The following is a 23,682-nucleotide window of genomic DNA, read 5'->3' on the forward strand; positions in this document are numbered from 1 at the left end:
CATCTCAGGTATTAAGGGGTAGAGCCACCTGCAAAGCGATGGCGATCACAGTGTCACCGCAGGCGTCTGCCGTAAAAGCCGTAAGTATGTTGTAACTATTATGTTGGCAAAAAAAACGCGGCCCGAAGGCCGCGTAAACGGATAATCACACTTACTTATTTTTCTTGGTATTTCGGCCATATACCAGCCACGTAATCACAACGCAGGCGATATAGAAGACGAGGAAGACTTTCATGGCACCGGCCGGTGAGCCGGTCAGGTCCAGAGAGATACCGAACGCTTTCGGGATAAAGAAGCCGCCAATCGCGCCGATGGCAGAGATAAAGCCCAGCGCCGCGGCCGTATCCGTCGCCGCTTCGCGCATGGCCTGCTCTTCGCTCCCGCCCTGCGCCTTCACCCGATCCATCGTCAGCTTACGGAAGATCACGGAGATCATCTGGAAGGTAGAGGCACTCCCCAGACCGGCCGTCAGGAACAGCACCATAAACACGCCGAAGAAGGCGATGAAGTTACCGCCCTGCCCGTCGACGGGCAGAGTGAGAAACAGCAGCGCGCAGAAGACCGCCATCACGACGAAGTTCACCAGCGTCACGCGGGTACCGCCGAGACGGTCAGAGACCATGCCGCCCAGCGAACGCGCCAGGGCACCGATAAACGGCCCGAAGAAGGCAAAGTGCAGGATCTGAATCTCCGGGAACTGCGTTTTCGACAGCATCGCGAAGCCCGCAGAGAAGCCGATAAACGAACCGAAGGTGGCCAGATACAGCAGCGCCATCACCCAGAGGTGTCCACGCTTCAGCACCGGCAGCTGTTCGCTCAGCGACGCCTTCGACGCGGACAGGTCATTCATAAAGAACCAGGCTGCGAGGGTGAAGACCACCAGGAAAGGTACCCAGATCCAGGCGGCGTTCTGCAGATAGAGGGAAGAACCATCCGCCTGCTCAACGCCACCGCCGCCAAAGGCCGCGAAAATAGAAACAGAGATCGCCAGCGGGGCAATCAACTGCATCACGCTGACGCCCATATTCCCCAGGCCGCCGTTAATGCCCAGCGCACCGCCCTGCTTCGCTTTCGGGAAGAAGAAGCTGATGTTCGCCATGCTGGAGGCGAAGTTCGCACCCGCAAAACCGCACAGCAGGGAAATAATCACGAATACGCTGAACGGCGTAGAGGTATCCTGCACTGCGAAGCCAAGCCAGACGCAGGGGACGATCATGATACCCGTACTGAACGCCGTCCAGCGACGACCACCAAACACCGGCACCATAAACGCGTAAGGCACACGCAGCAGCGCGCCTGACAGCGACGGCAGCGCGGTCAGCATAAACAGCTGATCGGTCGTAAACGTAAACCCAACTTTCGGCAGATTGACCGCCACCGCGCTAAACAACATCCATACGCAAAACGCTAATAACAAACACGGCACGGAAATCCATAGATTCCGGCTGGCTACACGATGGCCGCGCTGTTGCCAGAACGCCGGATCCTCTGGACGCCAGTCTGTAATAACGGCACCATTTTCCCTTTCGGGAGCGGATGAGTGACTCATAGACACCTCTGATTCTCGAATGATGCTGCAAACATTAGGGCTTTAGGGCGGCGGTAAGTTGATATAAATCAAAGGAAAAGTGGGAGGATTTGCGGCGTAAAATAAGGCCTCACCCTTAGTGAGTAGGCTAATTCGGTAAAAAAGACGTGGTTTTTCACGGCACTGACGGTTCCTGGCTACCCCCACCTCCTTCCCCCTACTCCGTTGGCAATTTAGGGGTAATCCTTTATTGGTATGGGTATACTCCAGGGTATGCACCAGAATAGCGCCATTCCTGCAAGCAGGCCACGTCAGGAGCACGCCACCTCTATGTTAAAAAGATGTTTATCTCCGCTGACGCTCGTGAATCAGCTCGCTCTGATTGTTTTGCTGTCCACCGCCATCGGCGTGACCGGCATGGCGATCTCCGGCTGGCTGGTACAGGGCGTACAGGGTAATGCGCATGCCATCAACGAGGCAGGCTCGCTACGCATGCAGAGTTATCGCCTGCTGGCGTCGGTTCCCCTGACGCTGGACGATCGGCCCCTGATTGATGAAATGGAGCACACGGTCTTCAGCCCCGAACTGGAAAACGCCGCCATCCGCGCCGGTCAGCAATATCAGCTTAAAGCCCTTCAGGGCTACTGGCACACCCAGCTGGAGCCCGGGCTGAAACAGGCGCGCAGCACCGAAACCGTTGCGCAGGACGTGGCGGGGTTCGTCTCACGTATCGATGCGCTGGTCTCCTCTTTCGACCAAACCACAGAATTACGCATCGACCGGGTGGTGATGGTGCACCGCGCCATGGCGCTGTTTATGGGGCTGCTGCTGATCTTCACCATCGTCTGGCTTCGTGCGCGGCTGCTGAACCCGTGGAAACAGCTGCTGGCAATGGCCCGCGCGGTGACCGCACGCGATTTTACCCAGCGCACGCACATCAGCGGGCGCAACGAGATGGCCATGCTCGGCCAGGCGCTCAACACCATGTCGGCAGAACTCTCCGAGAGCTACGCGGTGCTGGAACAGCGCGTTCAGGAAAAAACGGCCGGACTGGAGCAGAAAAACGAGATCCTCTCCTTCCTGTGGCAGGCCAACCGTCGTCTGCACATGCAGGTGCCGCTATGCGAACGCCTCTCTCCGGTGCTGAACGGCCTGCAAAATCTGACCCTGCTTCACGACCTTGAGCTGCGCGTCTACGACGTGGAAGACGAAGATAACCATCAGGAATTTACCTGCCAGTCCGATATGTCCTGCGATGACAAAGGTTGCCATCTTTGCCCTCGCGGCCTGCCGCCGCTGACGTCCGGCGGCACCACCCTGAAGTGGCGCCTGACCGACAGCCACACCCAGTACGGTATTCTGCTGGCAACGCTGCCAGCCGGGCGTCACCTGAGCCACGACCAGCAGCAGCTGGTCGATACGCTGGTCGAACAGCTAACGGCCACGCTGGCGCTCGACAGACATCAGGAAAAGCAGCAGCAGCTGATCGTCATGGAAGAGCGCGCGACCATCGCCCGCGAGCTTCACGACTCTATCGCCCAGTCGCTCTCCTGTATGAAAATGCAGGTGAGCTGCCTGCAGATGCAGGATGCGGAGATGCCCGAAAGCAACAAGCAGCTGCTCAGCCAGATCCGCAACGAGCTGAACACCTCCTGGATACAGCTTCGCGAGCTGCTGACTACCTTCCGTCTGCAGCTGACCGAGCCGGGTCTGCGCCCGGCGCTGGAGGCCAGCTGTCACGAATTTAGCGCCCGACTGGGGTTCCCGGTGAAGCTGGACTACCAGCTGCCGCCGCGGTTTGTCCCCTCCCACCAGGCCATACATGTACTGCAAATCGCCCGTGAAGCGCTGAGCAACGTGCTTAAGCATTCCGGCGCGACGGCGGTAACGGTCACCGTCAGCCAGCACAATAATCAGGTGAAGCTCACGGTTCACGACAACGGCCGCGGCGTGCCGGAAAATGCCGAACGCACTAACCACTATGGTTTAATTATTATGCGAGACCGCGCCCAAAGCCTGCGCGGTGATTGCCAGGTTCGCCGGAGAGAGACGGGTGGCACGGAAGTTGTCGTCACCTTTATTCCCGAGAAACCGCTTACAACTGCTCAAGGAGAAACCCATGACTAATCAGGAACCGGCATCCATCCTGTTGATCGACGACCATCCGATGCTGCGTACTGGCGTGAAACAGCTGGTCAGCATGGCGCCCGATATCACCGTGGTTGGCGAAGCCAGCAACGGTGAACAGGGCATTGAGCTTGCCGAATCCCTCGATCCCGATCTGATCCTGCTGGATCTGAATATGCCCGGCATGAACGGTCTGGAAACTCTCGACAAGCTGCGGGAAAAATCGCTTTCCGGGCGCATCGTCGTCTTTAGCGTGTCGAATCATGAAGAGGATGTGGTCACGGCGCTGAAGCGCGGGGCGGATGGTTATCTGCTCAAAGATATGGAGCCGGAAGACTTGCTTAAGGCGCTGCAGCAGGCCGCGGCGGGCGAGATGGTTCTCAGCGAAGCCTTAACGCCGGTCCTGGCCGCCAGCCTGCGCGCCAATCGCGCCACCTCTGACCGCGACGTCAGCCAGTTAACCCCGCGCGAGCGCGATATTCTCAAACTCATTGCCCAGGGGCTGCCGAACAAAATGATCGCCCGCCGCCTGGACATTACCGAAAGCACGGTCAAAGTGCACGTGAAGCATATGCTGAAGAAAATGAAGCTCAAATCCCGCGTTGAAGCCGCGGTGTGGGTGCATCAGGAACGCATTTTTTAAGGATTACTCCTCCGGCAGAAGCTTCCAGCGCGGGTCGTTGTCCGGCAATGCGACCAGCGGCTGCACGACGGTCAGCACGATCTCATTGGACGAGACGCGCTGGCCTTTCTCATCTTCCACTACCGCCGACAGGTGCCAGCGGTTTGTCGCCCCTTCACTGTCATCCCAGGCAGGCATAATTACACTCCAGCCGTCGCTGCTGTTGCTTTTGGACGGCGACGTCAGGCTCAGCGCCTGCGTATCCCCCTGCCAGTGGATCTCACGAATGCCGTGCGCGCTGCGAACCTGAAGCTTCAGCATAACGGTCTCGCCCCCTTTGAGATCCCACGGCGGCGTCGCAAGCCAGACGGACAGCGTTTTACGCTGGCGGAACTCCATCACCGGCAGGCTATTGCGCTCCGGCGAGTCGTAGCGGCTTCCGCGCAGGGAACGCGTGGCGGCGACTTCACCGGCGGAAAGCTGCTTCACCAGCGGCACGCCAAAGCGATAGTTGAGCTTCAGCCCGAGGTTATTCTGGCTCGCGCCACTTTCGCCCTGCTTGTGCGCGGCGGTCAGGGTGACCAGCGGCACGGGGGTATAGTTAAGCCCCAGATTCACCGCCACCGGATTGTGATAGCCCGTTCCGCTGTTGAAGAGATCGACGTTATCGCCGAAGTATTGCTCGAAGCTCACGCTGGTATTCAGATGATGGAACCACGGCAGCCAGGCTTTAGCGGTGACGTCATAGCCGCGCGCCATGCGCTGCTCCTGGACGTCGGAGCGATCGCGCCAGCCAGCAAAGGGCTGATAATAGTTGGCTGACAGGCGCAGATTTTCCCCCCACGCTTCCGCGCCCAGCCCGGCACGCTGCAGGTTTTCGTCCAGCAGGTTATCGTAAAACGTGTTGTAACCCAGCAGCCATTTCCCGGCGACCCAGCGCTGGCCTATACCGGCGTTACTGACCAGGCCATCCGTCTGCTGGGTCAGGCCAAGCTGGCTCCAGCTCAGGTAACGGTTGTTATCGTTCCAGGGGATAAACCAGCTCCCGCTGCTGCCGTTAAATTTGCCGTCGTTATCCACCAGCAAGTTCACGCTGGCGTTCCCCCAGGGCGAAAGCCAGGACTCAATCTGCTGGTTCACTTCGCCGCTCACCGCGTCGCGCACCTGGCCAAACGCAAACTGCCGCGCCTGCTCGCCCGTTGTCAGACCGTTGTCGGTCATGCTGGCTTCACCGAAGGCTTTCGCCATTTCGGCCAGGTGTTTTTCCCCCTCGCCCGTTGGCGCCGCCATGCCGAGGTCGGGCAAACTATCCCCGTTATTATCAAAGGGATTTTGCGCCTGATGCATAAAGGAATTCGGCGCACCGTGAACGGCTCCGACCGTAACAAGGGAGAGTAATAACAGCAAACGAATGCGGGACGATACAGCCATCAACGTCGTAAATAAGAACCTGTGTTAATGAACAAACTCTTATTATGTTAACGCGATAAGCCTTGAAATGCAGTCCTGACGGACATTTCAGGATTATCCTGAAACAGCCCTTTCAGCTCCGGCACGCAGGAGCCACAGTTCGTACCGCAGCGCAGCGTCGCCCCCAGCGCGGTGACGGAATCACACCCGCCGACGATCGCCTCCCGTATCGCATTCTCCCCGACGCTGAAACAGCTGCAGATGATGCGTCCCGGATCCGCCGCCTTCCCGACGCTCTGTCCGTTCAACAAGGCGTGGCGTTCTGCGAGAAGCACGGGTGGGGATTGAAAAGCGGCTTCAATCACCGCATGCGCCAGCGCCGGTAACGCGGAGCCCTCCCAGAAGCCCAGCATCAGCTGGCCTTCATGCCAGGCCAGCACGCTGCTGCGTTCACCGGTTTGCGCAACCTGCAGCTGCCAGCCCCGGTCGCTGACGTATTCCATTACCCACGGCAGCAGCGGTTGATCGCCCGCTACCGTCAGGCGTGAGGCTTTGCGCCACCAGTAAGCCGAAGAGGGCATTTCCGGCCATTCCCGGGCATAGAGTTCCCCCTGCCAGGCGGGCTGCCAGGGCAGGATCCTGACGGCGGTTTGTTTACTCTCTGGCTGGCCCGAAACCGGATCGCAGCGCCCTTCCACCAGCGCATTCACCTTTCCCTGGCGGGCAAACCCAGCGTTCCAGTGCATCGGGGCAAACGCCTCGCCTTCCCGTATCCCGTCGCTGATTCGCACTCTTGCCACCATCACGCCGCGCGGCGAGCTGATGCGCGCCAGCTGGCCGTCGCACAGGGAAAAACGAACGGCGTCTGCCGGGCCAACCTCAACAAACGGTTCGGCGATATGCTGCATCAGCCTCGCCACGTATCCCGTTCGGGTCATGGTATGCCACTGATCGCGGATGCGCCCCGAGTTGAGAATCAGCGGGTATAAGGCGCTGACCGTCGCGCCGTGCGACAGAGGGATAACGGGAACGATGTTTCGGCGCGGAAAACTCCCCGTCGGCCACTGATAAGGCTCAAGCTGATCCCACTCCTCACGGGTTAGCGCAGCCAGTTCATGAAGATTCAATGCCCGCGCGCCGTCATTTTCAAAGGCCGTCAGCGCCGCATGTTCGCAAAAAATCTCGTGCGGATGTTGCCAGGCAAAGGCCTCGCCGTAGCCCAGCCGTTTCGCCATCTGCGCGACGATCCACCAGTCCGGCTTCGCTTCGCCCGGCGCGGGCAGAAACGCGCGCTGGCGCGAAATGCGGCGTTCCGAGTTTGTCACCGTCCCGTCCTTCTCCCCCCAGCCCAGCGCCGGAAAACGGATATGGGCGAACCGGCTGGTATCGGTATCCTTCATCACCTCAGAAACCATCACCAGCGGGCAGTTCGCCAGCGCCTGACACACCGCGTGGCTGTCCGGAAGCGACACGGCGGGGTTAGTGCCCATGATCCACACCGCCTTCACCTCGCCGCGGGCAATGGCGTCAAACAGCTCCACCGCCATCAGGCCCGGGGTTTGCGCCAGCCGTTCCGTTCCCCAGAAACGCGCCACCCGCGAGAGATCGTCCGGCTCAAAGTTCATGTGCGCCGCCAGCTGGTTCGCCAGCCCGCCCACTTCCCTTCCCCCCATCGCGTTTGGCTGTCCGGTCAGCGAAAACGGGCCGCAGCCCGGACGGTTGAACTTCCCGCTGGCAAGATGAACGTTAATGATGGCGTTACACTTGTCGCTGCCGCTGGCGGACTGGTTGATCCCCATGGTGTAGAGCGTGATGGCCCGGGGCGCCGTCATAAACCAGTCATAAAAGGTGCCTATATCCTGCGGCGAGAGGCCGCAAAACGCCGCCACGCGCTCAACGGGCCACTCATCCGTTCCCTGAATCACATTAAGCAGACCGACAAACAGCCCGGCGTCGCTGCCGGGGGCGAGCGCCAGATGCAGATCGGCAATATCACAGGTGGCGGTTCTGCGGGGATCGATCACCACCACCTTCATCCGCGGGTTGTCGTGCTTCGCCTGCACCAGCCGCTGGTAGAGCACCGGATGCGTCCAGGCAGCGTTCGAGCCAGCCAGCACCACCAGATCGCTGTTTTCCATATCCTCGTAGCCGCACGGCACCACGTCTTCGCCAAAGGCGCGCTTGTAGCCCACCACCGCCGAGGACATACAGAGCCGGGAGTTGGTATCGATGTTTGCCGCGCCGATAAATCCTTTCATCAGCTTGTTGGCGGCATAGTAATCCTCGGTCAACAGCTGGCCGGAGGCGTAAAACGCCACCGCCTGCGGCCCCCATTTATCGATAATCTCCCGCAGGCGCTCCCCTGCCGCGTTCAGCGCCTGCGCCCAGTCCACCTCAAGGCCGTCAACGACCGGGCGCAAAAGCCGCCCCTGTAAGCCCGTGGTCTCCCCCAGAGCCGATCCTTTCACGCACAGGCGACCCAGGTTCGCAGGATGGGTTTCATCTCCCCGAACGCTGACCGCTTCACCTTGCACGCGGACGATCACGCCGCAGCCCACCCCGCAGTAGGGGCACGTTGTCCGGGTTTCCGTCATGAGGCCTCCGCACGCATTACCAGGGCGTCGCTGCCAACCCACACCTTGCCGTTTTCAATTTTCACCGGCCAGGCGCGCACCGCGGGTTCGCCGTTCTCTACCTGACAGCCGTCGCGCAGGCGAATGCGCTGCTTGTAGAGCGGTGAAATCACCACCGGCTCGCCCGCCGCATCGCCAAGAATGCCGCGTGAAAGCACGTTCGCATCGCCGCCCGGCTCCCGATCGTCGAGGGCGTAAACGGTTTTACCAAAGCGGAAGAGCGCAATCGGCTTACGTCCAAGCCGCGCGCCGATGCCCGCCTGCTCGGGGATATCGTCGATGCCGCAAATTTCCTGCCAGCGCTTGCTTTCATCCGGCGCAGTCTGGTTCACCGTCGTGCGGAACAGCGCCAGGCGGCTGGGATCGCTGAGCGTGGTTTGCCATTCGCACTGGTAGGCTTCCACCACCCGGGCCATCTCCTGCTCCAGCTCGTGGGCGATGCCGAGGCTGTCGGTGAGGATCACCTCCCGCAGATAGTCGAGGCCGCCTTCCAGGTTGTCCATCCAGGTGCTGGTGCGCTGCAGGCGATCCGCCGTGCGGATGTAAAACATCAGGAAACGGTCGACGGTGCGGATCAGCGTTTCGTCGTCCAGATCGCTGGCGAAGAGATCCGCGTGGCGCGGCTTCATCCCGCCGTTGCCGCACAGATAGAGGTTCCAGCCCTTATCGGTGGCAATCACCCCTACGTCTTTGCTCTGCGCCTCCGCGCACTCGCGGGTGCAGCCTGAGACCGCCATTTTGATTTTGTGCGGCGCGCGCAGGCCCTTGTAGCGGTGCTCCAGCCGGACCGCGAGGCCGGTGGAGTCCTGCACGCCGTAGCGGCACCAGGTCGAGCCGACGCAGGATTTCACCGTGCGCAGGGATTTCCCGTAGGCGTGTCCGGTTTCAAACCCGGCCTCCACCAGCGCCTGCCAGATCGCCGGCAGCTGTTCGAGGGTGGCCCCAAACAGGTCGATACGCTGACCGCCGGTAATTTTGCTGTACAGGCTGTAGCGTTTCGCAATCTGCCCGATGGCAATCAGCCCGTCGGCGGTCACTTCCCCTGCGGGCATGCGCGGCACGATGGAGTATGTGCCGTCCTTTTGGATGTTGGCGAAGTAGCGGTCGTTGGTATCCTGCAGCGGCAGGTGCGCCGGTTTCAGCAGATACTCGTTCCAGCAGGAGGCGAGCACCGATCCCACCAGCGGCTTGCAGATCTCGCATCCGTGCCCCTGTCCGTAGCGGCTGATAAGCTGGTCAAAGGTGCGGATATGGTTGACGCGCACGAGGTGGTAAATCTCCTGGCGCGAGTACGGGAAGTGCTCGCAGATGTCCTTTTTCACCTCCACGCCCTGCTCCGCAAGCTGGAACTCCATCACCTGCTTCACCAGCGCGCTACATCCCCCGCAGCCGGTCGCCGCTTTGGTGCACTGCTTAACGGCGCCAATATCCGCCGCGCCCGCGCTCACCGCCCGGCAAATATCGCCTTTACTGACGTTATGACACGAACAGATCTGCGCGCTTTCCGGCAGCGCCGCCACGCCGAGCGCTTTTGGCGCGCTGCCTGACGACGCGGGTAAAATGAGCGTTTCCGGCTCTTTCGGCAGGCTGATGTCGTTAAGCATCATCTGCACCAGCGTGGCGTATTCGCTGGCATCTCCCACCAGCACGCCGCCGAGCAGCGTTTTGCCGTCGTGACTGACCACGATTTTCTTGTAGATTTGCTGCGGGCCGTGCGTCCACTGGTAGCTCAGCGCCCCCGGGGTGCGCCCGTGGGCGTCGCCGAACGAGGCCACGTCCACGCCGAGCAGCTTGAGCTTAGTGCTCATATCCGCGCCGGTGAAGGTTTTATCCTCTCCCGCCAGCGCGGCGGCGGCCACGCGCGCCATCTGATAGCCGGGCGCGACCAGACCGAAGATTTTCCCCTCCCACAGGGCGCATTCGCCGATGGCCAGCACGTCCGGATCGGAGGTCTGGCAGCCGTCGTCAATGCAGATCCCGCCGCGTTCGCCGATAGCCAGCCCGCTGCTGCGCGCCAGCGCGTCCTGCGGACGGATGCCCGCCGAAAAGACCACCATGTCCGTTTCCAGCTGTTCGCCATCGGCAAAGCGCAGCACCAGCCCGCCGTCCGCGGTGGCGATCTCCGTCGTGGCTTTACTGGTGTGAACGCAGACGCCCAGCGCCTCGATTTTCTTGCGCAGCATCGCCGCGCCGTCGTTGTCGAGCTGGACCGCCATCAGGTTGGGCGCAAACTCCACCACGTGGGTTTCCAGCCCGAGCTGCTTCAGGGCATTCGCCGCCTCCAGTCCGAGCAGGCCGCCGCCAATCACCACGCCGCGGCGCGAGCCCGCCGCATGTGCAGCAATGTTGTCCAGGTCGTCAAGGGTGCGGTAGACAAAACAGCCCGGCAAATCGTTGCCCGGCACGGGCGGAACGAACGGGTATGAGCCGGTCGCCAGCACCAGCTTGTCCCAGTGGGTCTCATGCCCGCTGGCGGTACGCACCACGCGCGCGTCGCGGTCGATGCCGACGATCTGCTGCGACAGGCGCAGCTCAATGCCGCTGTCGGCAAAGAAATCCCCCTCCACCAGCGAGAGCGACGCCGCGCTGCGGCCGCCAAAATATTCCGACAAATGCACGCGGTCGTAGGCGGCATAGCGCTCCTCGCCAAAGACGACGATCTGATACTGCTGATGCAGATTGCGCTTAATGCAGTCTTCGAGGAAATGATGGCCGACCATACCGTGCCCAACCACCACCAGAGTAGGTTTTGTCATAGCATTCTGTCCTGCAACCTGCGGTTGCGTAGTGAAACGATCGAACAGCCAGTCCGCGTGGGCGGGCGTGGCCGTTGCCAGTAAATCGGTAAACGTTGCCGCGCTGCGGCAGTCGCCCATCAGCAGCGCGCCAGCCAGCGCCCCCTGATGGATCAATAAACGACGATAGTGACGGGTCAGCGGATCCCATGCGCTCCAGACCACGTCGCCCTCCTGCTCCGCCGCACGGCCGAGGCTGAACAGCTCCACGCCCGTCACCTTGAGACGCATCCCGCTGTCGGTCAGGGTAAACGGCGCGGTAGCGTCCCCGGCCAGCCGCGCGGCCAGGATTTCCGCCTGCGCCAGGCAGGGGGCGACCAGGCCAAACGTCTGCCCGTCAATTTCGCAGCACTCGCCAATGGCGTAGACGTTCGGTTCGGAGGTTTGCATCTGGTGATCCACCACGATGCCGCGCGCGCAGCGAATGCCGCTGGCCTGCGCCAGCGCGACGCTGGGCTGCACGCCGGTCGCCAGCACCACGCGAGCGGCGACGACGCGGCGCCCGTTGAGCAGCGTCACGCTATTCCCGCTCACCGCTGCGATGCCCGAGGCGAGCTCACAGCGCACGCCCCGCGCCGCTAGCGTCTCTTCCAGCAGCATTCCCGCCTGCCGATCCAGCTGCTGCTCCATCAGCCACGGACCGCGATGAACCAGCATGACGTTGTCACCTGAGCGCGCCAGCGCTGCCGCCGTCTCAACCCCGAGCACGCCGCCGCCCAGCACCACCGCCGGACCGGCGATCGTCCGAATGGCCCGCGTATCCTCCAGGGTGCGGAACGTGAACACATGCGGCGCATCGCAGCCGGGGATTGGCGGAATAAAGGGCGTTGATCCGGTGGCAAACACCAGCGCATCCCAGCCCAGCGTGCGGGCGGTGGTTTGCATTTCCCGCGCGTCCACGTTCACGGCGATCGCCTTTTCACCCCGCAGCACCGTCACGCCGCGCGACTGGTACCAGTCGTCATCCTGCAAACAGATGTCTGCAGCCTGCTTTTCACCGCCCAGCACCGGCGAAAGCTGGATGCGGTTATAGGCATGCTCCGGCTCGTCACCGATGACGGTGATAGCGAAACGACCGGCAGCACGCCCGGTGAGCGAGGCAATCAGCCGCGTGGCCGCCATGCCATTTCCGATAATGACCAGTCGCATCAAAACCCCTCGTTACGCCGCTTTCGGCTGCTTTTCATAGAGGAAATGGAGGATCTGCTGGCGCATGTGGTGATAGCGGCTGTCGTCGGCCAGCTGCACCCGGTTGCGCGGGCGCGGCAGGTCCACGCGCAGGATCTCCCCGACGGTGGCCGCCGGGCCGTTGGTCATCATCAGCACGCGATCGGAGAGCAGCACCGCCTCGTCCACGTCGTGGGTAATGAGCACGATGGTGGTGTTCAGCGCCTGCTGGATCTGCATCACCGAGTCCTGCAGATGCGCGCGCGTCAGCGCATCGAGGGCGCCGAAGGGTTCATCCATCAGCAGGACTTTCGGCTTCATCGCCAGCGCGCGGGCAATACCGACGCGCTGCTTCATGCCGCCGGAGATCTCCCCCGGTCGCTTATGCAGGGCGTGCCCCATCTGCACGCGGTCGAGGTTGTGCTCGATCCACTCCCTGCGCTCCGCCTTGCTCATGCTGTGGCGAAACACGTGATCGACCGCCAGGGCCACGTTGTCGAAGCAGGTGAGCCACGGCAGCAGCGAATGGTTCTGGAAGACCACCGCACGTTCCGGACCCGGCCCGGCGATTTCACGGTTGTCGCAGATCAGCCCGCCTTCCGTCGGCAGGGTAATACCGGCGATGAGGTTCAGCAGCGTCGATTTGCCGCAGCCGGAGTGCCCGATCAGGCTGACGGTTTCGCCCTCGTGGATATCAAAAGAGACGTTTTGCAGCGCCAGAAACTCGCCGCTGGCGGTGGAAAAACGCTGGCTCACGGCCTGGACCTGAATTAATGGTTTCATGTTCGCTCCTTATTTTTCCTGCCAGCTAAAGCGACGGGCGATCAGCATCAGCCCCTGCTCCAGCAGCAGCCCGACCACGCCAATGATGACGATGGCGATGAGAATGTTTTCAACGTTGAGGTTGTTCCACTCATTCCAGATCCAGAAGCCGATCCCTAAACCTCCGGTGAGCATCTCGGCGGCGACGATCACCAGCCAGGCGATGCCGATGGAGAGACGCACCCCGGTCAGCACCGCGGGCAGCACCGCCGGGAAGAGAATGCGGCGCATGATGGTCCACTCGGAAAGCTGCAGCACCCGGGCCACGTTGAGGTAGTCCTGCGGAATGCGGCGTACGCCTTCGGCGGTGTTGATCACCATCGGCCAGATGGAGCAGATGAAAATGGTCCAGCTCGACGCGGGTTCCGCTTTCTGGAACAGCAGCAGGCCGATGGGCAGCCAGGCCAGCGGGCTAACCGGGCGTAACAGCGCGATCAGCGGGCCGAACATGCGAGAGAAAAAGGTGAAGCGACCAATCAGGAAGCCGAGCGGGATCCCGGCGAGCGCGGCCAGGCCAAAGCCCACCGCCACGCGCTGTAATGAGGCGAGCACGTTCCAGCCGATGCCCATATCGTTAGGCCCGTCGCGATAAAACGGATCGGCAAACAGGGTGATGGCGGAATCGAGCGTGCTGAGCGGCGTCGGGAAACCTTTGCTGTTAATCGCCGCCAGCTGCCAGAGCACCACCAGCAGTCCCAGACCGAGAAACGCCGGGATGATGCGCTGGAGGATCGCGTTAATCCGACGCGCAAACGTCGGCGTACGGCGGCGAACCTGCACCGGAGGCAGGACAATCACCTCCCCACTCTCCGGCGTCTCGTGTGAATTCGTCTTTTGCAGATGCTGCATAATCAGGCCTCTTTACGGTGAATGGCGAAACGGCTGGCGTATCCTTCCGGGTCGGTACCGTTCCAGACGGTGCCGTCCATCAATGTGCTGCTGCGTAATGGTGAAGTCGGTGTGCTGATGCCCCCCACCGCCGTGGCGGCATCCTGCCAGACCGCGGTCTGGTTAATGCGCTGCGCGATGCCCGCGTAGTCCGGCGCGGATTTGAGCAAGCCCCAGCGGCGGAACTGGGTTATGAACCACATGCCGTCGGAGAGATACGGGTAGCTGACGGCCCCCTCGTTGAAGAAGCGGATCGGGTGCGCGTCCTGCCAGCGCTGGCCCAGGCCGTTGTCGTACTCGCCGAGCATGCGTCCGGTGAGATACTGTTCTTTGCAGTTGAGCCACGCCCGGCGGGAGAGGATCTGCGCGGTCTCGCGTTTGTTTTCCGGGGAGGCTTCGATCCAGCGCGCCGCCTCCAGTACCGCGCTCACCAGCGCCCGCGCGGTGTGCGGGTTTTTCGCCACCCAGTCGCGGCGCGTACCGAGGATTTTTTCCGGATGATCGGCCCAGATAGACTGCGACGTGGCGGCGGTAAAACCGATGCGGTCGTTGATTGCCCGGGCGTTCCACGGCTCGCCGACGCAAAAGCCAACCATGTTGCCAATGCGCATGTTCATCACCATCTGCGGCGGCGGCACCACCACCGTGCGCACGTCGTCAAAGGGGTTAATGCCCGCGCTGGCCAGCCAGTAGTAGAGCCACATGGCGTGCGTCCCGGTCGGGAAGGTGTGCGCGAAGGTGTAGGTGCCGGGCGCCTGCTGCCCAATGAGCTTTTTCAGCCCGTCAAGGTCTCGTACGCCCTTCTCAGCCAGATCGCTGGAAAGCGTAATCGCCTGGCCGTTCTGATTGAGCGTCATCAGGTTCGCCATCTGCTGCGGCTTGCCGGCGATGCCCAGCTCCAGGCCGTACAGCAGGCCGTAGAGAATGTGCGCGGCATCGAGTTCGCCCGCCACCAGCTTGTCGCGCACAGCCGCCCAGCTCGCCTCTTTGGTGGGCACGATGGTAATACCGTATTTTTTATCAAAGCCTTTCAGCGCCGCGATAACCACCGGGGCGCAGTCGGTCAGCGGGATAAACCCGATGCGCACCGTTTCCTGCTCCGGTTTATCCGAGCCTGCCGCCCATGCGGCCTGCATGATACCCGGTAACAGCATTGCGCCACTCGCCAGCACGCTGGCCTGCAAAAAACGCCGTCTCGACAAATCCGCCATGACCAACCACTCCTGAAAAAAAACCAAAAAAAAGCGCCCACGATGCCGAAGCACCAGTGGACGCCTTTATCCCGAAGACGCATGCGCCGCCGTTGGCGCATCGTCAAAAATGGTTAATCCGATAATGCAAAGTGAATGCCAGGTTTTAACCCGCAGTTTCCGGGGCGCTAACCGAACTCCCCTCGCCTGCACGCACCTTAATCAGGCACAAAATGCCCGCTGACCGTGCAGCTACTCCTTTGGTGTTACCTGCCATAAATTCTTCACCATTAGCAGCGCGCGGGCGATATCCACCATCCTTTGGTTTTTGTCCATCGCCATTTTGCGCAGCGCCGTCCAGGCCTGTTCCTCACTCATATTCTGGTGGGTCATCAGCACGCTTTTCGCTTTATCAATGACTTTGCGCTCTTCAAGCGTATCGCGCAGCGATGCTAGCTGGCGCGAGAGCTGTTCTATCTCGCGTGCCTGCTGGCGCACCAGGGTGAGCAACGGTTTTTCCGGATACTGTATCAGCGGGTCGTCCTGCTCATCGGCGGGAGGCACGTACTCATCGTTACGGTAAATACGCTCGTCCACCGCCGTCATCAGATCGGCGATGAGCGTCTCCTCCAGCGTGCGCAGATGCTCAAGGCGCGCGGTTTGCAGAGCAAACCAGGCCAGAGCGGTAAGGCCATCATCCGCGGCAGGCTGGCGAGTACAGGCTACGCGCCGGAGTTGCTCCGTTTCACGATCGGGCTGGCAGTGGAGAGAAAAGGTGGTCTGGACGTCAGCGGAGCTGTGTGAGAGAAAAATTTCAAAGCAGGCCTGCTGCCCGTCGATGCGGTCAACCAGCCTCTGGCGAGTCACATCATCGAAAAAGCCCTGCGTGAAGCCAATCGCCCCCAGGGCCCGTTCCTGTCCCGCCAGCTCTTTCCCCTGCATCAGGCTATAAAGGGCAACAAAACGCCCGGCGATTTGCGGATCGTCAATGCTGTCATTGAGCTGCGGCACGATACTGAGCAGATGGCGGAGCATGCGGGAGTAGTGTTCCATCGCCTGCGGCGCCGTTACCGTTTGCTGAATAACACCGTCGCGCAGCGCGGGAAGCATATCAAGGCACTGAAGCGCGCCGCCGATACGTTCACAGACGGTACTTCCCGGGATCGGCGACTGTTTTTCAAGAATGTCATAAAGTGCAGCGAGGTTTTCATCCACCAGCGCCCGGCTGGCTTTGCATTCGGGGGCGTAGAGCTTACCCTGTGAGCAGAGCCAGACGTTGGACGCCCCACGCTCGCACTGTAACATATGCACCAGTTGGCTAATGCCGTGCACAAGCACGCCAAGCTGTGCCAGCTTGCTGAGCTGCTCCCGGCGCATCATTCTTGCGCGCTCGAGCCATTCGCCAGCGCCTGGCGAAATGCCAGCCATTAATGTCATGCTTACTCTCCAGAACAGCGAAACTCGGGAAAGCTAAGCAATATTCGTGCCTTTATAAGAACAGGAGTCAACATGCAGAAGATTGTGATCGTCGCCAACGGTGCGGCTTACGGCAGCGAATCCCTTTTTAACAGCCTGCGCCTGGCGATTGCGCTGCGTGAAAAAGAGAGCGACCTGGCGTTACGACTCTTTTTAATGTCGGACGCGGTCACCGCGGGGCTGAAGGGTCAAAAACCGGCAGAAGGCTATAACATTCAGCAGATGCTGGAGATCCTCACCGCGCAAAACGTGCCGGTGAAGCTGTGCAAGACCTGCACCGACGGCCGCGGCATTACCGGTCTGCCGCTGATTGATGGCGTAGAGATTGGTACGCTGGTTGAGCTGGCCGAGTGGACGCTGTCCGCCGATAAAGTATTAACTTTTTAATAATAAACCCGTAAAAATATTATTTTCTTATGGACGCGGTTTCAGCATCAAGTTTACCTGCGGGGTTGCCGATAGGCATGGAAACAACACAGCAGGTATTTCACTTATGTTCAGATCGATTCGTGCACGCATCATCGCGGCGACGGCAGGCTGTCTGGTCGTCGCCCTTCTCCTTAATACCGTCATTAACTTCCAGGTCACGCGCCAGGATAACCAGCAGTCCCAGCGCGATATCCTGACCAGCACCAGCGCCAGCCATAACATGGCGATTGCCGACTGGGTAAAAAGCAAGATGACGGTGATCGCCTCCGCGCAGACCGTTGCGCTGAATGACGACCCGGTTCCGGTGTTTAAACAGCTTGCGCAGGCGGGTGGATTCACCAACGTCTATGTTGGCTACGCCAGCAAAACGGCGAAATTCTCTGAACCGGCGGGCGTTCCGGCGGACTATGACCCGACCATTCGCCCGTGGTATCAGCAGGTGGTCAGCACGGACGGTCCGGTTGTCACCGCGCCCTACGTTGACGCGGGGACCGGTAAGCTGGTGGTTACCTTCGCCGTGCCGGTGAAAGAAAATGGCACGCTCAAAGCGGTCGTAGCGGGCGATGTGGCGATGGACAGCGTGGTGGCTAACGTGCGCGGGATCCATCCAACCCCGGCCAGCAGCGGGTTGCTTCTGAACAGCGACGGCAGCGTGATTGCCGCTAACGATCCTGCCCTCACGCTGAAACCGTTTGGTGAGACGATCAAGGGCATTGATTTTGCTGCGCTGAAAAGCGGTAACCCCGTCGACGGAACGCTAAACGACGCTGAAAAAACCTTCGTGGCGACAGCCGTGCCGGGCACAAACTGGCTCTTAGTCGTCGCGCTCGACAGCGGTGACGCCACTTCCGGCATGCGTTCCCTGCTTAAAGCCTCGGGGATTTCGCTGGTGATCCTCGCACTCCTGAGCGCGGCGATTGTGCATTTCCTGATTGCCCGCCTGCTCAAGCGTTTGTCCGACATTCGCGACGCGATGCACAACATTGCTAACGGCACTAACGATCTGTCCCAGCGCCTGCCGGATAACGGCGAGGATGAGGTCGCGCAGATTGCCCAGGCCTTTAACGCCTTCAGCGATAAGCTGTCGGTAGTGATGGTGCAGCTCCGTGACGCCAGCGAATCGGTGAAAAACGCGGCGCAGGAGATTGCCGCAGGTAACCAGGATCTCTCCGGACGTACCGAGCAGGCGGCATCCAGCCTGCGCGAGACGGCCAGCGCCGTGGAGCAGATCACCGCCTCCGTGACGCAGTCGAACGAATCGGCGGCAGAAGCGAACGATCAGGCGAGCAAGGCATCAGCGGCCGCGGCGCGCGGCGGCGAGGTGGTATCGCAGGCGATCAGCACCATGCAGTCCATTGAAGTCGCATCGGCAAAAATTGGCGATATCACCAGCGTGATTGACGGCATTGCTTTCCAGACCAACATTCTGGCGCTGAACGCCTCCGTCGAGGCGGCGCGTGCGGGTGAGCAGGGGCGCGGGTTTGCCGTCGTAGCAGGCGAAGTGCGTAACCTGGCGAGCCGTAGCGCTCAGGCGGCGAAAGAGATCAAATCGCTGATTGATTCCACCACCGACAGCGTGGCAACCGGCTCCCGCTACGTGCATCTGGCGGGGGAAAGCATGGATGAGATCCGCTCCAGCATCGGCAGCGTCTCTGGCATCATGCGCGAAATCTCCATCGCCACCAGCGAGCAGATGAAAGGGATTCATGAGATCAACCACGCGGTGACCCATCTCGACAGAATGGTTCAGCAGAACGCCGAACTGGTGGTGGAATCCGCCGCTGCCGCGGGTGCCCTGCAGAGCCAGGCGGGCGACCTTGCTGAAACAGCCGGGCATTTCCGCATTTAATCTTCTTCCGGCGCGCGTTTAGCGGGTAAAACGCGCGCCAGCGTAAATTTTGAGGAATTTTGTCATTTTTGTTTAATCGTTATGCCATTTTTTGATCAAAATCAGCATCCCGCCCCCTCCCCTTTGGTGTTATGCCATGAGTGAATTGTGAACAACATCACGCTCGGATATGGCAGCAGGGAGAGCGTTGTTTAAGACTACGGGGTAAAAAATGGCACTGGTAAAAACAAGTTTGAAACTGTTTGGCGGGGATACGGTAGTGGTGCGTTGCTCAGAACGCTGTCGTATTCATCTGATGAGTTCGAAAGCACAAAAACAGTCCCAGGCGGATATTCTCACCGTACAGGACGATAAGGCCTGGCTTACCGTGCCGTATACCGGCACGTGGGATGTGCTGATCGATAGCCACAGCCAGTCGCTGGAGCATTCCGTCAGCTACGTGGCAGCATAAGTTTAAACGCCCGGCAAGTCGGGCGTATTGTCAGGCAAAACCCGGTCGCAGCGTGCTGTTGAGCGGGTTCCCTTCCAGCAGCGCCTTCACCTTCACCACCAGCTCATTCAGACAATCGTCTTTCATGCCGAGGCGGGTCAGCTCCTGATCGAGGGAGAACAGATACTGCGCGTTGGTGCCCAGAGGCCCGCTGGCGGCGGCAATCAACGGGGCAATCACCTGCGTGCGGGTATCCGCTTCATACAGCGGATGGCGCGGGTCCATAATAAACACCAGCGCATTGACGGTGCGTCCGTCGTCCAGTTCCAGCTTGCACCAGCTCGGCATATAGCAGCCGGTGATCATCTCGCGCTTCCAGAGCAGCGTGAGCTCCTCTTCCAGCGTGGCATCCGGCAGGCGATACGCCACGCCCGTGGTGCGTCCGCCCTCTTTCAGTGCAAGCATGCGCCCGGGCTGGCACGCGCTGCCGCGTCCGGCCGTCAGGCGCAGGCAAAATGCGCGATGCCAGCCAGGCAGCGTTCCCGTTGCCGATTCGACAAATTCCAGAGCCGGGTTCCACATCAGGGAGCCGTAGCCAAAAATCCATACCGGGCCATCATCCGGGCGGCAGGCAAGCGTGGCAGCGAGTGACGCCGCACGTTGTTCAGCTGACCAGAGAAGCGATTCCTCAATAGCACCAAATGCCGTCTTACAATCTGCCTTCATTAAGAAATCACGCGTTAACACTTTCCACCTCCGCCACTGCATGCTTCCTTGCGACATCTGTAATTCGCCTTCCCGGCATTCTATGCTGGTCATTTTGCCAGCAGTCGAATAACGATAAGCAATTAGCGGACCAGTTGCAATACAACGGAAGTTCAACCGCCTGAAAAGTCAAAATGAAGGCAGCGAATCATTTCACGGCTATTTCTTTTTATGCCATTTATCGTCGTCTCCTTTCTCATATTCATGTTTTACTGCGGCCCAGGCGACTTTGTGGGCCGTCTCTTCACGGCTGGCATCATCCCGGCGATCGTCCTTATCTTTGTACTGTTCCCAGGCGCTGTTGAACGCCTCTTTGTAGATATCCTGCGCGTGCGCAGGCAGCACGTTTTGCACGTTATCCGGTAATTCGCGTTTCGCTTTATAGGGCATCACTAACCTCTCTTTTGGTTAAAGAGATAAGTGTGGACGACGATACGCCATGGTGCCACCCGGCCATAATTTATGAATAAATTACATTTTTAATTACTTGTTATTTAATGAGTAATCAATAAAGAGCTCGAATTATACCCATCATCAATGAAAATAATGACAAAGGGTAAAATTAAGTAAAAAATAAAGGGTATTTAATAGAGATCTGTTAATTTAATGACCTCAAAAATCTATCTATAATTACAAGCACCTGCATTGATGGAGAAGCACATGACAGCAACACACGAGGCGGTAAAGACCCGCCACAAGGAGACGTCACTCATTTTCCCGGTTCTGGCACTGGCTGTGCTGCTCTTCTGGGGAAGCAGTCAGTCACTGCCAGTGGTGGTTGGTATCAATATTCTTGCCCTGGTCGGCATCTTAACCAGCGCATTTAGCGTTGTTCGCCATGCGGACGTCCTGGCCCACCGTCTGGGCGAGCCGTACGGATCGTTAATTCTCAGCCTTTCCGTTGTTATTCTCGAAGTCAGCCTGATTTCCGCGCTTATGGCGACCGGCGATGCCGCGCCGACGCTGATGCGCGACACGCTCTATTCGATCATTATGATTGTAACGGGCGGCCTGGTAGGCTTCTCTCTGCTGCTGGGCGGGCGCAAATTTGCGACCCAGTATATGAACCTGTTCGGCATTAAACAGTATCTTATCGCCCTCTTCCCGCTGGCGATTATCGTGCTGGTCTTCCCGATGGCGCTGCCGGGTGCAAACTTTTCCACCGGGCAGGCGCTGCTGGTCGCACTGATTTCCGCCGCCATGTACGGCGTGTTTCTGTTGATTCAGACCAAAACGCACCAGAGTCTTTTTGTGTACGAGCATGAAGACGACGGCGACGATGATGACCCGCACCACGGCAAGCCGTCGGCCCACAGCAGCGCGTGGCATACGGTTTGGCTGATCGTGCATCTGATTGCGGTGATTGCCGTCACCAAGATGAACGCTAACCCGCTGGAGACGCTGTTAACCGAGCTGAACGCGCCGGTGGCGTTTACCGGCTTCCTGGTGGCGCTGCTGATCCTGTCCCCTGAAGGGCTGGGCGCGCTGAAAGCGGTGTTGAATAATCAGGTACAGCGCGCAATGAACCTGTTCTTCGGCTCCGTACTGGCGACGATTTCACTTACCGTACCGGTGGTGACGCTGATTGCCTTTATGACGGGCAACGAGCTGCAGTTTGCGCTGGGCGCGCCGGAGATGATTGTGATGGTCGCCTCGTTGCTGCTGTGCCAGATTTCGTTCTCAACCGGGCGTACCAACGTGCTGAACGGCGCGGCGCATATGGCCTTGTTTATTGCGTATCTGATGACGATATTTGCATAATTTTATCCGGTGCGGGCTGATGCCCTCACCCCAACCCTCTCCCACAGGGAGAGGGAGAACAAAAAACCCGCCGAAGCGGGTTTTTTTATTAGTTGCTGGTATCCAGCTCGTCGAAGCTCTTCACCAGATCGTCAATCGCTTTGATCTGCTTCAGGAACGGCTCCAGCTTGTCCAGCGGCAGCGCGGATGGGCCGTCGCATTTCGCGTTAGCCGGATCCGGGTGCGCTTCAATGAACAGGCCGGCCAGGCCGGTCGCCATGCCGGCGCGCGCCAGCTCGGTCACCTGAGCGCGACGGCCGCCGGACGCGGCGCCAAACGGGTCGCGGCACTGCAGAGCGTGCGTCACGTCGAAAATCACCGGAGACTGACCGGAGACGTTCTTCATCACGCTGAAGCCCAGCATATCCACGACCAGGTTGTCGTAGCCGAAGTTTGCGCCGCGGTCGCACAGGATCACCTTGTCGTTTCCGCCTTCGATAAACTTATCGACGATATTACCCATCTGACCAGGGCTGACGAACTGTGGTTTCTTCACGTTGATAACGGCGCCGGTTTTCGCCATCGCCGCAACCAGGTCAGTCTGGCGAGCGAGGAACGCCGGGAGCTGAATCACGTCCACCACGTCTGCCACCGGCTGCGCCTGTGAGGCTTCATGCACGTCGGTGATCACTTTCACGCCAAAGGTCTGCTTCAGCTCCTGGAAAATTTTCATTCCCTCTTCCAGGCCCGGGCCACGGTAAGAGTTGATAGAGGAGCGGTTGGCTTTGTCAAAAGAGGCCTTAAACACGTACGGGATGCCCAGCTTCTGGGTCACGGTCACGTAGTGTTCGCAGATACGCATGGCGAGATCGCGGGATTCCAGCACGTTCATGCCGCCAAACAGTACGAACGGCAGGTCGTTTGCTACCTTGATATCACCAATGCTAACCACTTTTTGTTTCATAGGATCGCCTTATTCAGGTGTGAATCGGAATTAAGATTAATGCAGTGTAATTTGTTTGTGCGAGATCGCGTTGATCTGCGCACGAATCATTTCGCTAATGGGATCTTCCGGACACTGCTCAACGAAATAATTCAAATCATTCAGCGCCACGTGCTCACAGTCGAGCTGCGCGTAGATCAGCCCACGATCGCGAATTTCGTACGGGTCTTCCGGGTTGAACTGCAGCAGTACTTCACTGGCGCGCAACGCCAGCTCCATCTGACGCTCTTCCATTAACGCAGACTTCAGCGTATCCAGCAGCTTGCGGATCACTTCTGCGTTATCCGCCTCGTCGAGATCTTCGTTGAAGAGCTCAGCCACCGGGCTGATATTGCCTTTCAGCCACACGTCCAGCGTATGTTCATCCAGCGTGTCGCCGTTGAAAGGATTAATGAGCCACATTTCGCCGTCCAGCCACTCAGCACGCAGGATCATCTGCGTCGGGAAAATGACCGGGACCAGCGGAATATCCAGACGGTGCGCGACCCACAGCAAAATAGAGCCCAGCGCCACGGCGCTGCCCTGACGATTTTTTAAGACCTGGTCCAGCCATAACGCGTCAGACAGGCGATACACGCCCCGCGTGTCGCAGAAACCCCATTCGCCGTAGAAAAGCTCCAGCAGCTTCTCTAATTGCCAGTCTTGCGGGCGAGCCTGATTAATCTCTTCACGCGCCAGGCTGACCAGATTCTCCAGCTCATCGTAGACAAACTGCGACGTAAAATCGTCGCGAATCATCTCAGAAATCAGGATCATGCCATCGCAAAGCGGCACTTTATTAAATTCGAAATCGGCTAAGGACCTCATG

General features: G+C 59.7%; 18 protein-coding genes. 6 read left to right on the top strand and 12 right to left on the bottom strand.

Annotated features, from left to right (window positions below; genetic code table 11):
• Nucleotides 1-151: 151 nt before the first annotated feature.
• Nucleotides 152-1,549: a NarK family nitrate/nitrite MFS transporter gene (locus NWV12_RS12780; RefSeq protein WP_033145765.1), complete on the bottom strand. Its 1,398-nt coding sequence runs from the start codon at nucleotides 1,547-1,549 to the stop codon at nucleotides 152-154.
• Between the two features lie 309 nt (nucleotides 1,550-1,858).
• On the opposite strand from NWV12_RS12780, the gene narX reads away from it, so the two are divergent.
• Entirely contained in the window at nucleotides 1,859-3,655 is a 1,797-nt protein-coding gene (gene narX, locus NWV12_RS12785) for a nitrate/nitrite two-component system sensor histidine kinase NarX (RefSeq protein WP_048980895.1), read from the top strand.
• Nucleotides 3,648-4,298: a two-component system response regulator NarL gene (gene narL, locus NWV12_RS12790; RefSeq protein WP_008499531.1), complete on the top strand. Its 651-nt coding sequence runs from the start codon at nucleotides 3,648-3,650 to the stop codon at nucleotides 4,296-4,298. Before narX ends, narL begins: the two co-directional genes overlap by 8 nt.
• A gap of 3 nt (nucleotides 4,299-4,301) precedes the next feature.
• Here narL and NWV12_RS12795 read toward each other — a convergent pair whose 3' ends face one another.
• From NWV12_RS12795 to nasR, 7 genes are all read right to left on the bottom strand, one after another.
• Nucleotides 4,302-5,708, bottom strand: coding sequence for a YchO/YchP family invasin (locus tag NWV12_RS12795; RefSeq protein WP_048980897.1), 1,407 nt, complete (start codon nucleotides 5,706-5,708; stop codon nucleotides 4,302-4,304).
• A 47-nt stretch (nucleotides 5,709-5,755) separates the two neighbouring features.
• Entirely contained in the window at nucleotides 5,756-8,281 is a 2,526-nt protein-coding gene (locus NWV12_RS12800) for a nitrate reductase (RefSeq protein WP_048980898.1), read from the bottom strand.
• Nucleotides 8,278-12,264 carry a nitrite reductase large subunit NirB gene (gene nirB, locus NWV12_RS12805; protein ID WP_075204779.1) on the bottom strand — a complete coding sequence of 1,329 codons (3,987 nt, stop codon included), beginning with the start codon at nucleotides 12,262-12,264 and terminating at the stop codon, nucleotides 8,278-8,280. The genes NWV12_RS12800 and nirB overlap by 4 nt, the downstream gene beginning before the upstream one ends.
• A 12-nt stretch (nucleotides 12,265-12,276) precedes the next feature.
• The gene (locus NWV12_RS12810; RefSeq protein WP_033145769.1) at nucleotides 12,277-13,065 is read right to left on the bottom strand and encodes an ABC transporter ATP-binding protein; all 789 of its coding nucleotides are present in this window, start codon (nucleotides 13,063-13,065) and stop codon (nucleotides 12,277-12,279) included.
• A gap of 9 nt (nucleotides 13,066-13,074) precedes the next feature.
• Complete coding sequence (gene ntrB, locus NWV12_RS12815; RefSeq protein ID WP_033145770.1) at nucleotides 13,075-13,953, bottom strand: nitrate ABC transporter permease; 879 nt, start codon at nucleotides 13,951-13,953, stop codon at nucleotides 13,075-13,077.
• 2 nt (nucleotides 13,954-13,955) lie between these two features.
• Entirely contained in the window at nucleotides 13,956-15,203 is a 1,248-nt protein-coding gene (locus tag NWV12_RS12820; protein ID WP_048980900.1) for a CmpA/NrtA family ABC transporter substrate-binding protein, read from the bottom strand.
• A gap of 231 nt (nucleotides 15,204-15,434) precedes the next feature.
• A complete protein-coding gene (gene nasR, locus NWV12_RS12825; RefSeq protein ID WP_033145772.1) occupies nucleotides 15,435-16,619 on the bottom strand; it encodes a nitrate regulatory protein NasR in 1,185 nt (394 codons plus the stop codon).
• Between the two features lie 72 nt (nucleotides 16,620-16,691).
• Here nasR and NWV12_RS12830 point away from each other — a divergent pair, with 72 nt between their 5' ends.
• The 3 genes from NWV12_RS12830 (at nucleotide 16,692) to NWV12_RS12840 (ending at nucleotide 19,387) form a co-directional block, all read left to right on the top strand.
• A complete protein-coding gene (locus NWV12_RS12830; RefSeq protein WP_008499522.1) occupies nucleotides 16,692-17,045 on the top strand; it encodes a DsrE/DsrF/TusD sulfur relay family protein in 354 nt (117 codons plus the stop codon).
• A gap of 106 nt (nucleotides 17,046-17,151) precedes the next feature.
• Nucleotides 17,152-18,936 (top strand): methyl-accepting chemotaxis protein, encoded by a 1,785-nt coding sequence (locus NWV12_RS12835; protein WP_048980902.1) that lies wholly within the window; start codon nucleotides 17,152-17,154, stop codon nucleotides 18,934-18,936.
• A gap of 211 nt (nucleotides 18,937-19,147) precedes the next feature.
• Nucleotides 19,148-19,387, top strand: a complete 240-nt coding sequence (locus NWV12_RS12840) for a DUF1883 domain-containing protein (protein ID WP_010432930.1) — start codon at nucleotides 19,148-19,150, stop codon at nucleotides 19,385-19,387.
• Between the two features lie 30 nt (nucleotides 19,388-19,417).
• Here the strand turns inward: NWV12_RS12840 and NWV12_RS12845 are convergent, their stop codons facing one another.
• Together NWV12_RS12845 and chaB are read right to left on the bottom strand one after the other, a co-directional pair.
• On the bottom strand, nucleotides 19,418-20,113 hold the full coding sequence (locus NWV12_RS12845; RefSeq protein WP_023327651.1) for a gamma-glutamylcyclotransferase: 696 nt from the start codon (nucleotides 20,111-20,113) through the stop codon (nucleotides 19,418-19,420).
• A 177-nt stretch (nucleotides 20,114-20,290) separates the two neighbouring features.
• On the bottom strand, nucleotides 20,291-20,521 hold the full coding sequence (gene chaB, locus NWV12_RS12850) for a putative cation transport regulator ChaB (RefSeq protein WP_045888013.1): 231 nt from the start codon (nucleotides 20,519-20,521) through the stop codon (nucleotides 20,291-20,293).
• Between the two features lie 270 nt (nucleotides 20,522-20,791).
• Between chaB and chaA the strand changes: the two genes are divergently transcribed.
• Complete coding sequence (chaA, locus tag NWV12_RS12855) at nucleotides 20,792-21,892, top strand: sodium-potassium/proton antiporter ChaA (protein ID WP_023312122.1); 1,101 nt, start codon at nucleotides 20,792-20,794, stop codon at nucleotides 21,890-21,892.
• An 88-nt stretch (nucleotides 21,893-21,980) separates the two neighbouring features.
• On the opposite strand, the gene kdsA is transcribed toward chaA, so the two are convergent.
• Together kdsA and sirB1 are read right to left on the bottom strand one after the other, a co-directional pair.
• Nucleotides 21,981-22,835 (bottom strand): 3-deoxy-8-phosphooctulonate synthase, encoded by an 855-nt coding sequence (gene kdsA, locus NWV12_RS12860; protein WP_029741601.1) that lies wholly within the window; start codon nucleotides 22,833-22,835, stop codon nucleotides 21,981-21,983.
• A 36-nt stretch (nucleotides 22,836-22,871) separates the two neighbouring features.
• Nucleotides 22,872-23,681 carry an invasion regulator SirB1 gene (gene sirB1 / locus NWV12_RS12865; RefSeq protein WP_023312124.1) on the bottom strand — a complete coding sequence of 270 codons (810 nt, stop codon included), beginning with the start codon at nucleotides 23,679-23,681 and terminating at the stop codon, nucleotides 22,872-22,874.
• Nucleotide 23,682 lies beyond the last annotated feature (1 nt).

The sequence above is a fragment of the Enterobacter sp. Crenshaw genome (genome assembly GCF_024734705.1).
In the GTDB taxonomy this organism is placed as follows: domain Bacteria; phylum Pseudomonadota; class Gammaproteobacteria; order Enterobacterales; family Enterobacteriaceae; genus Enterobacter; species Enterobacter asburiae_B.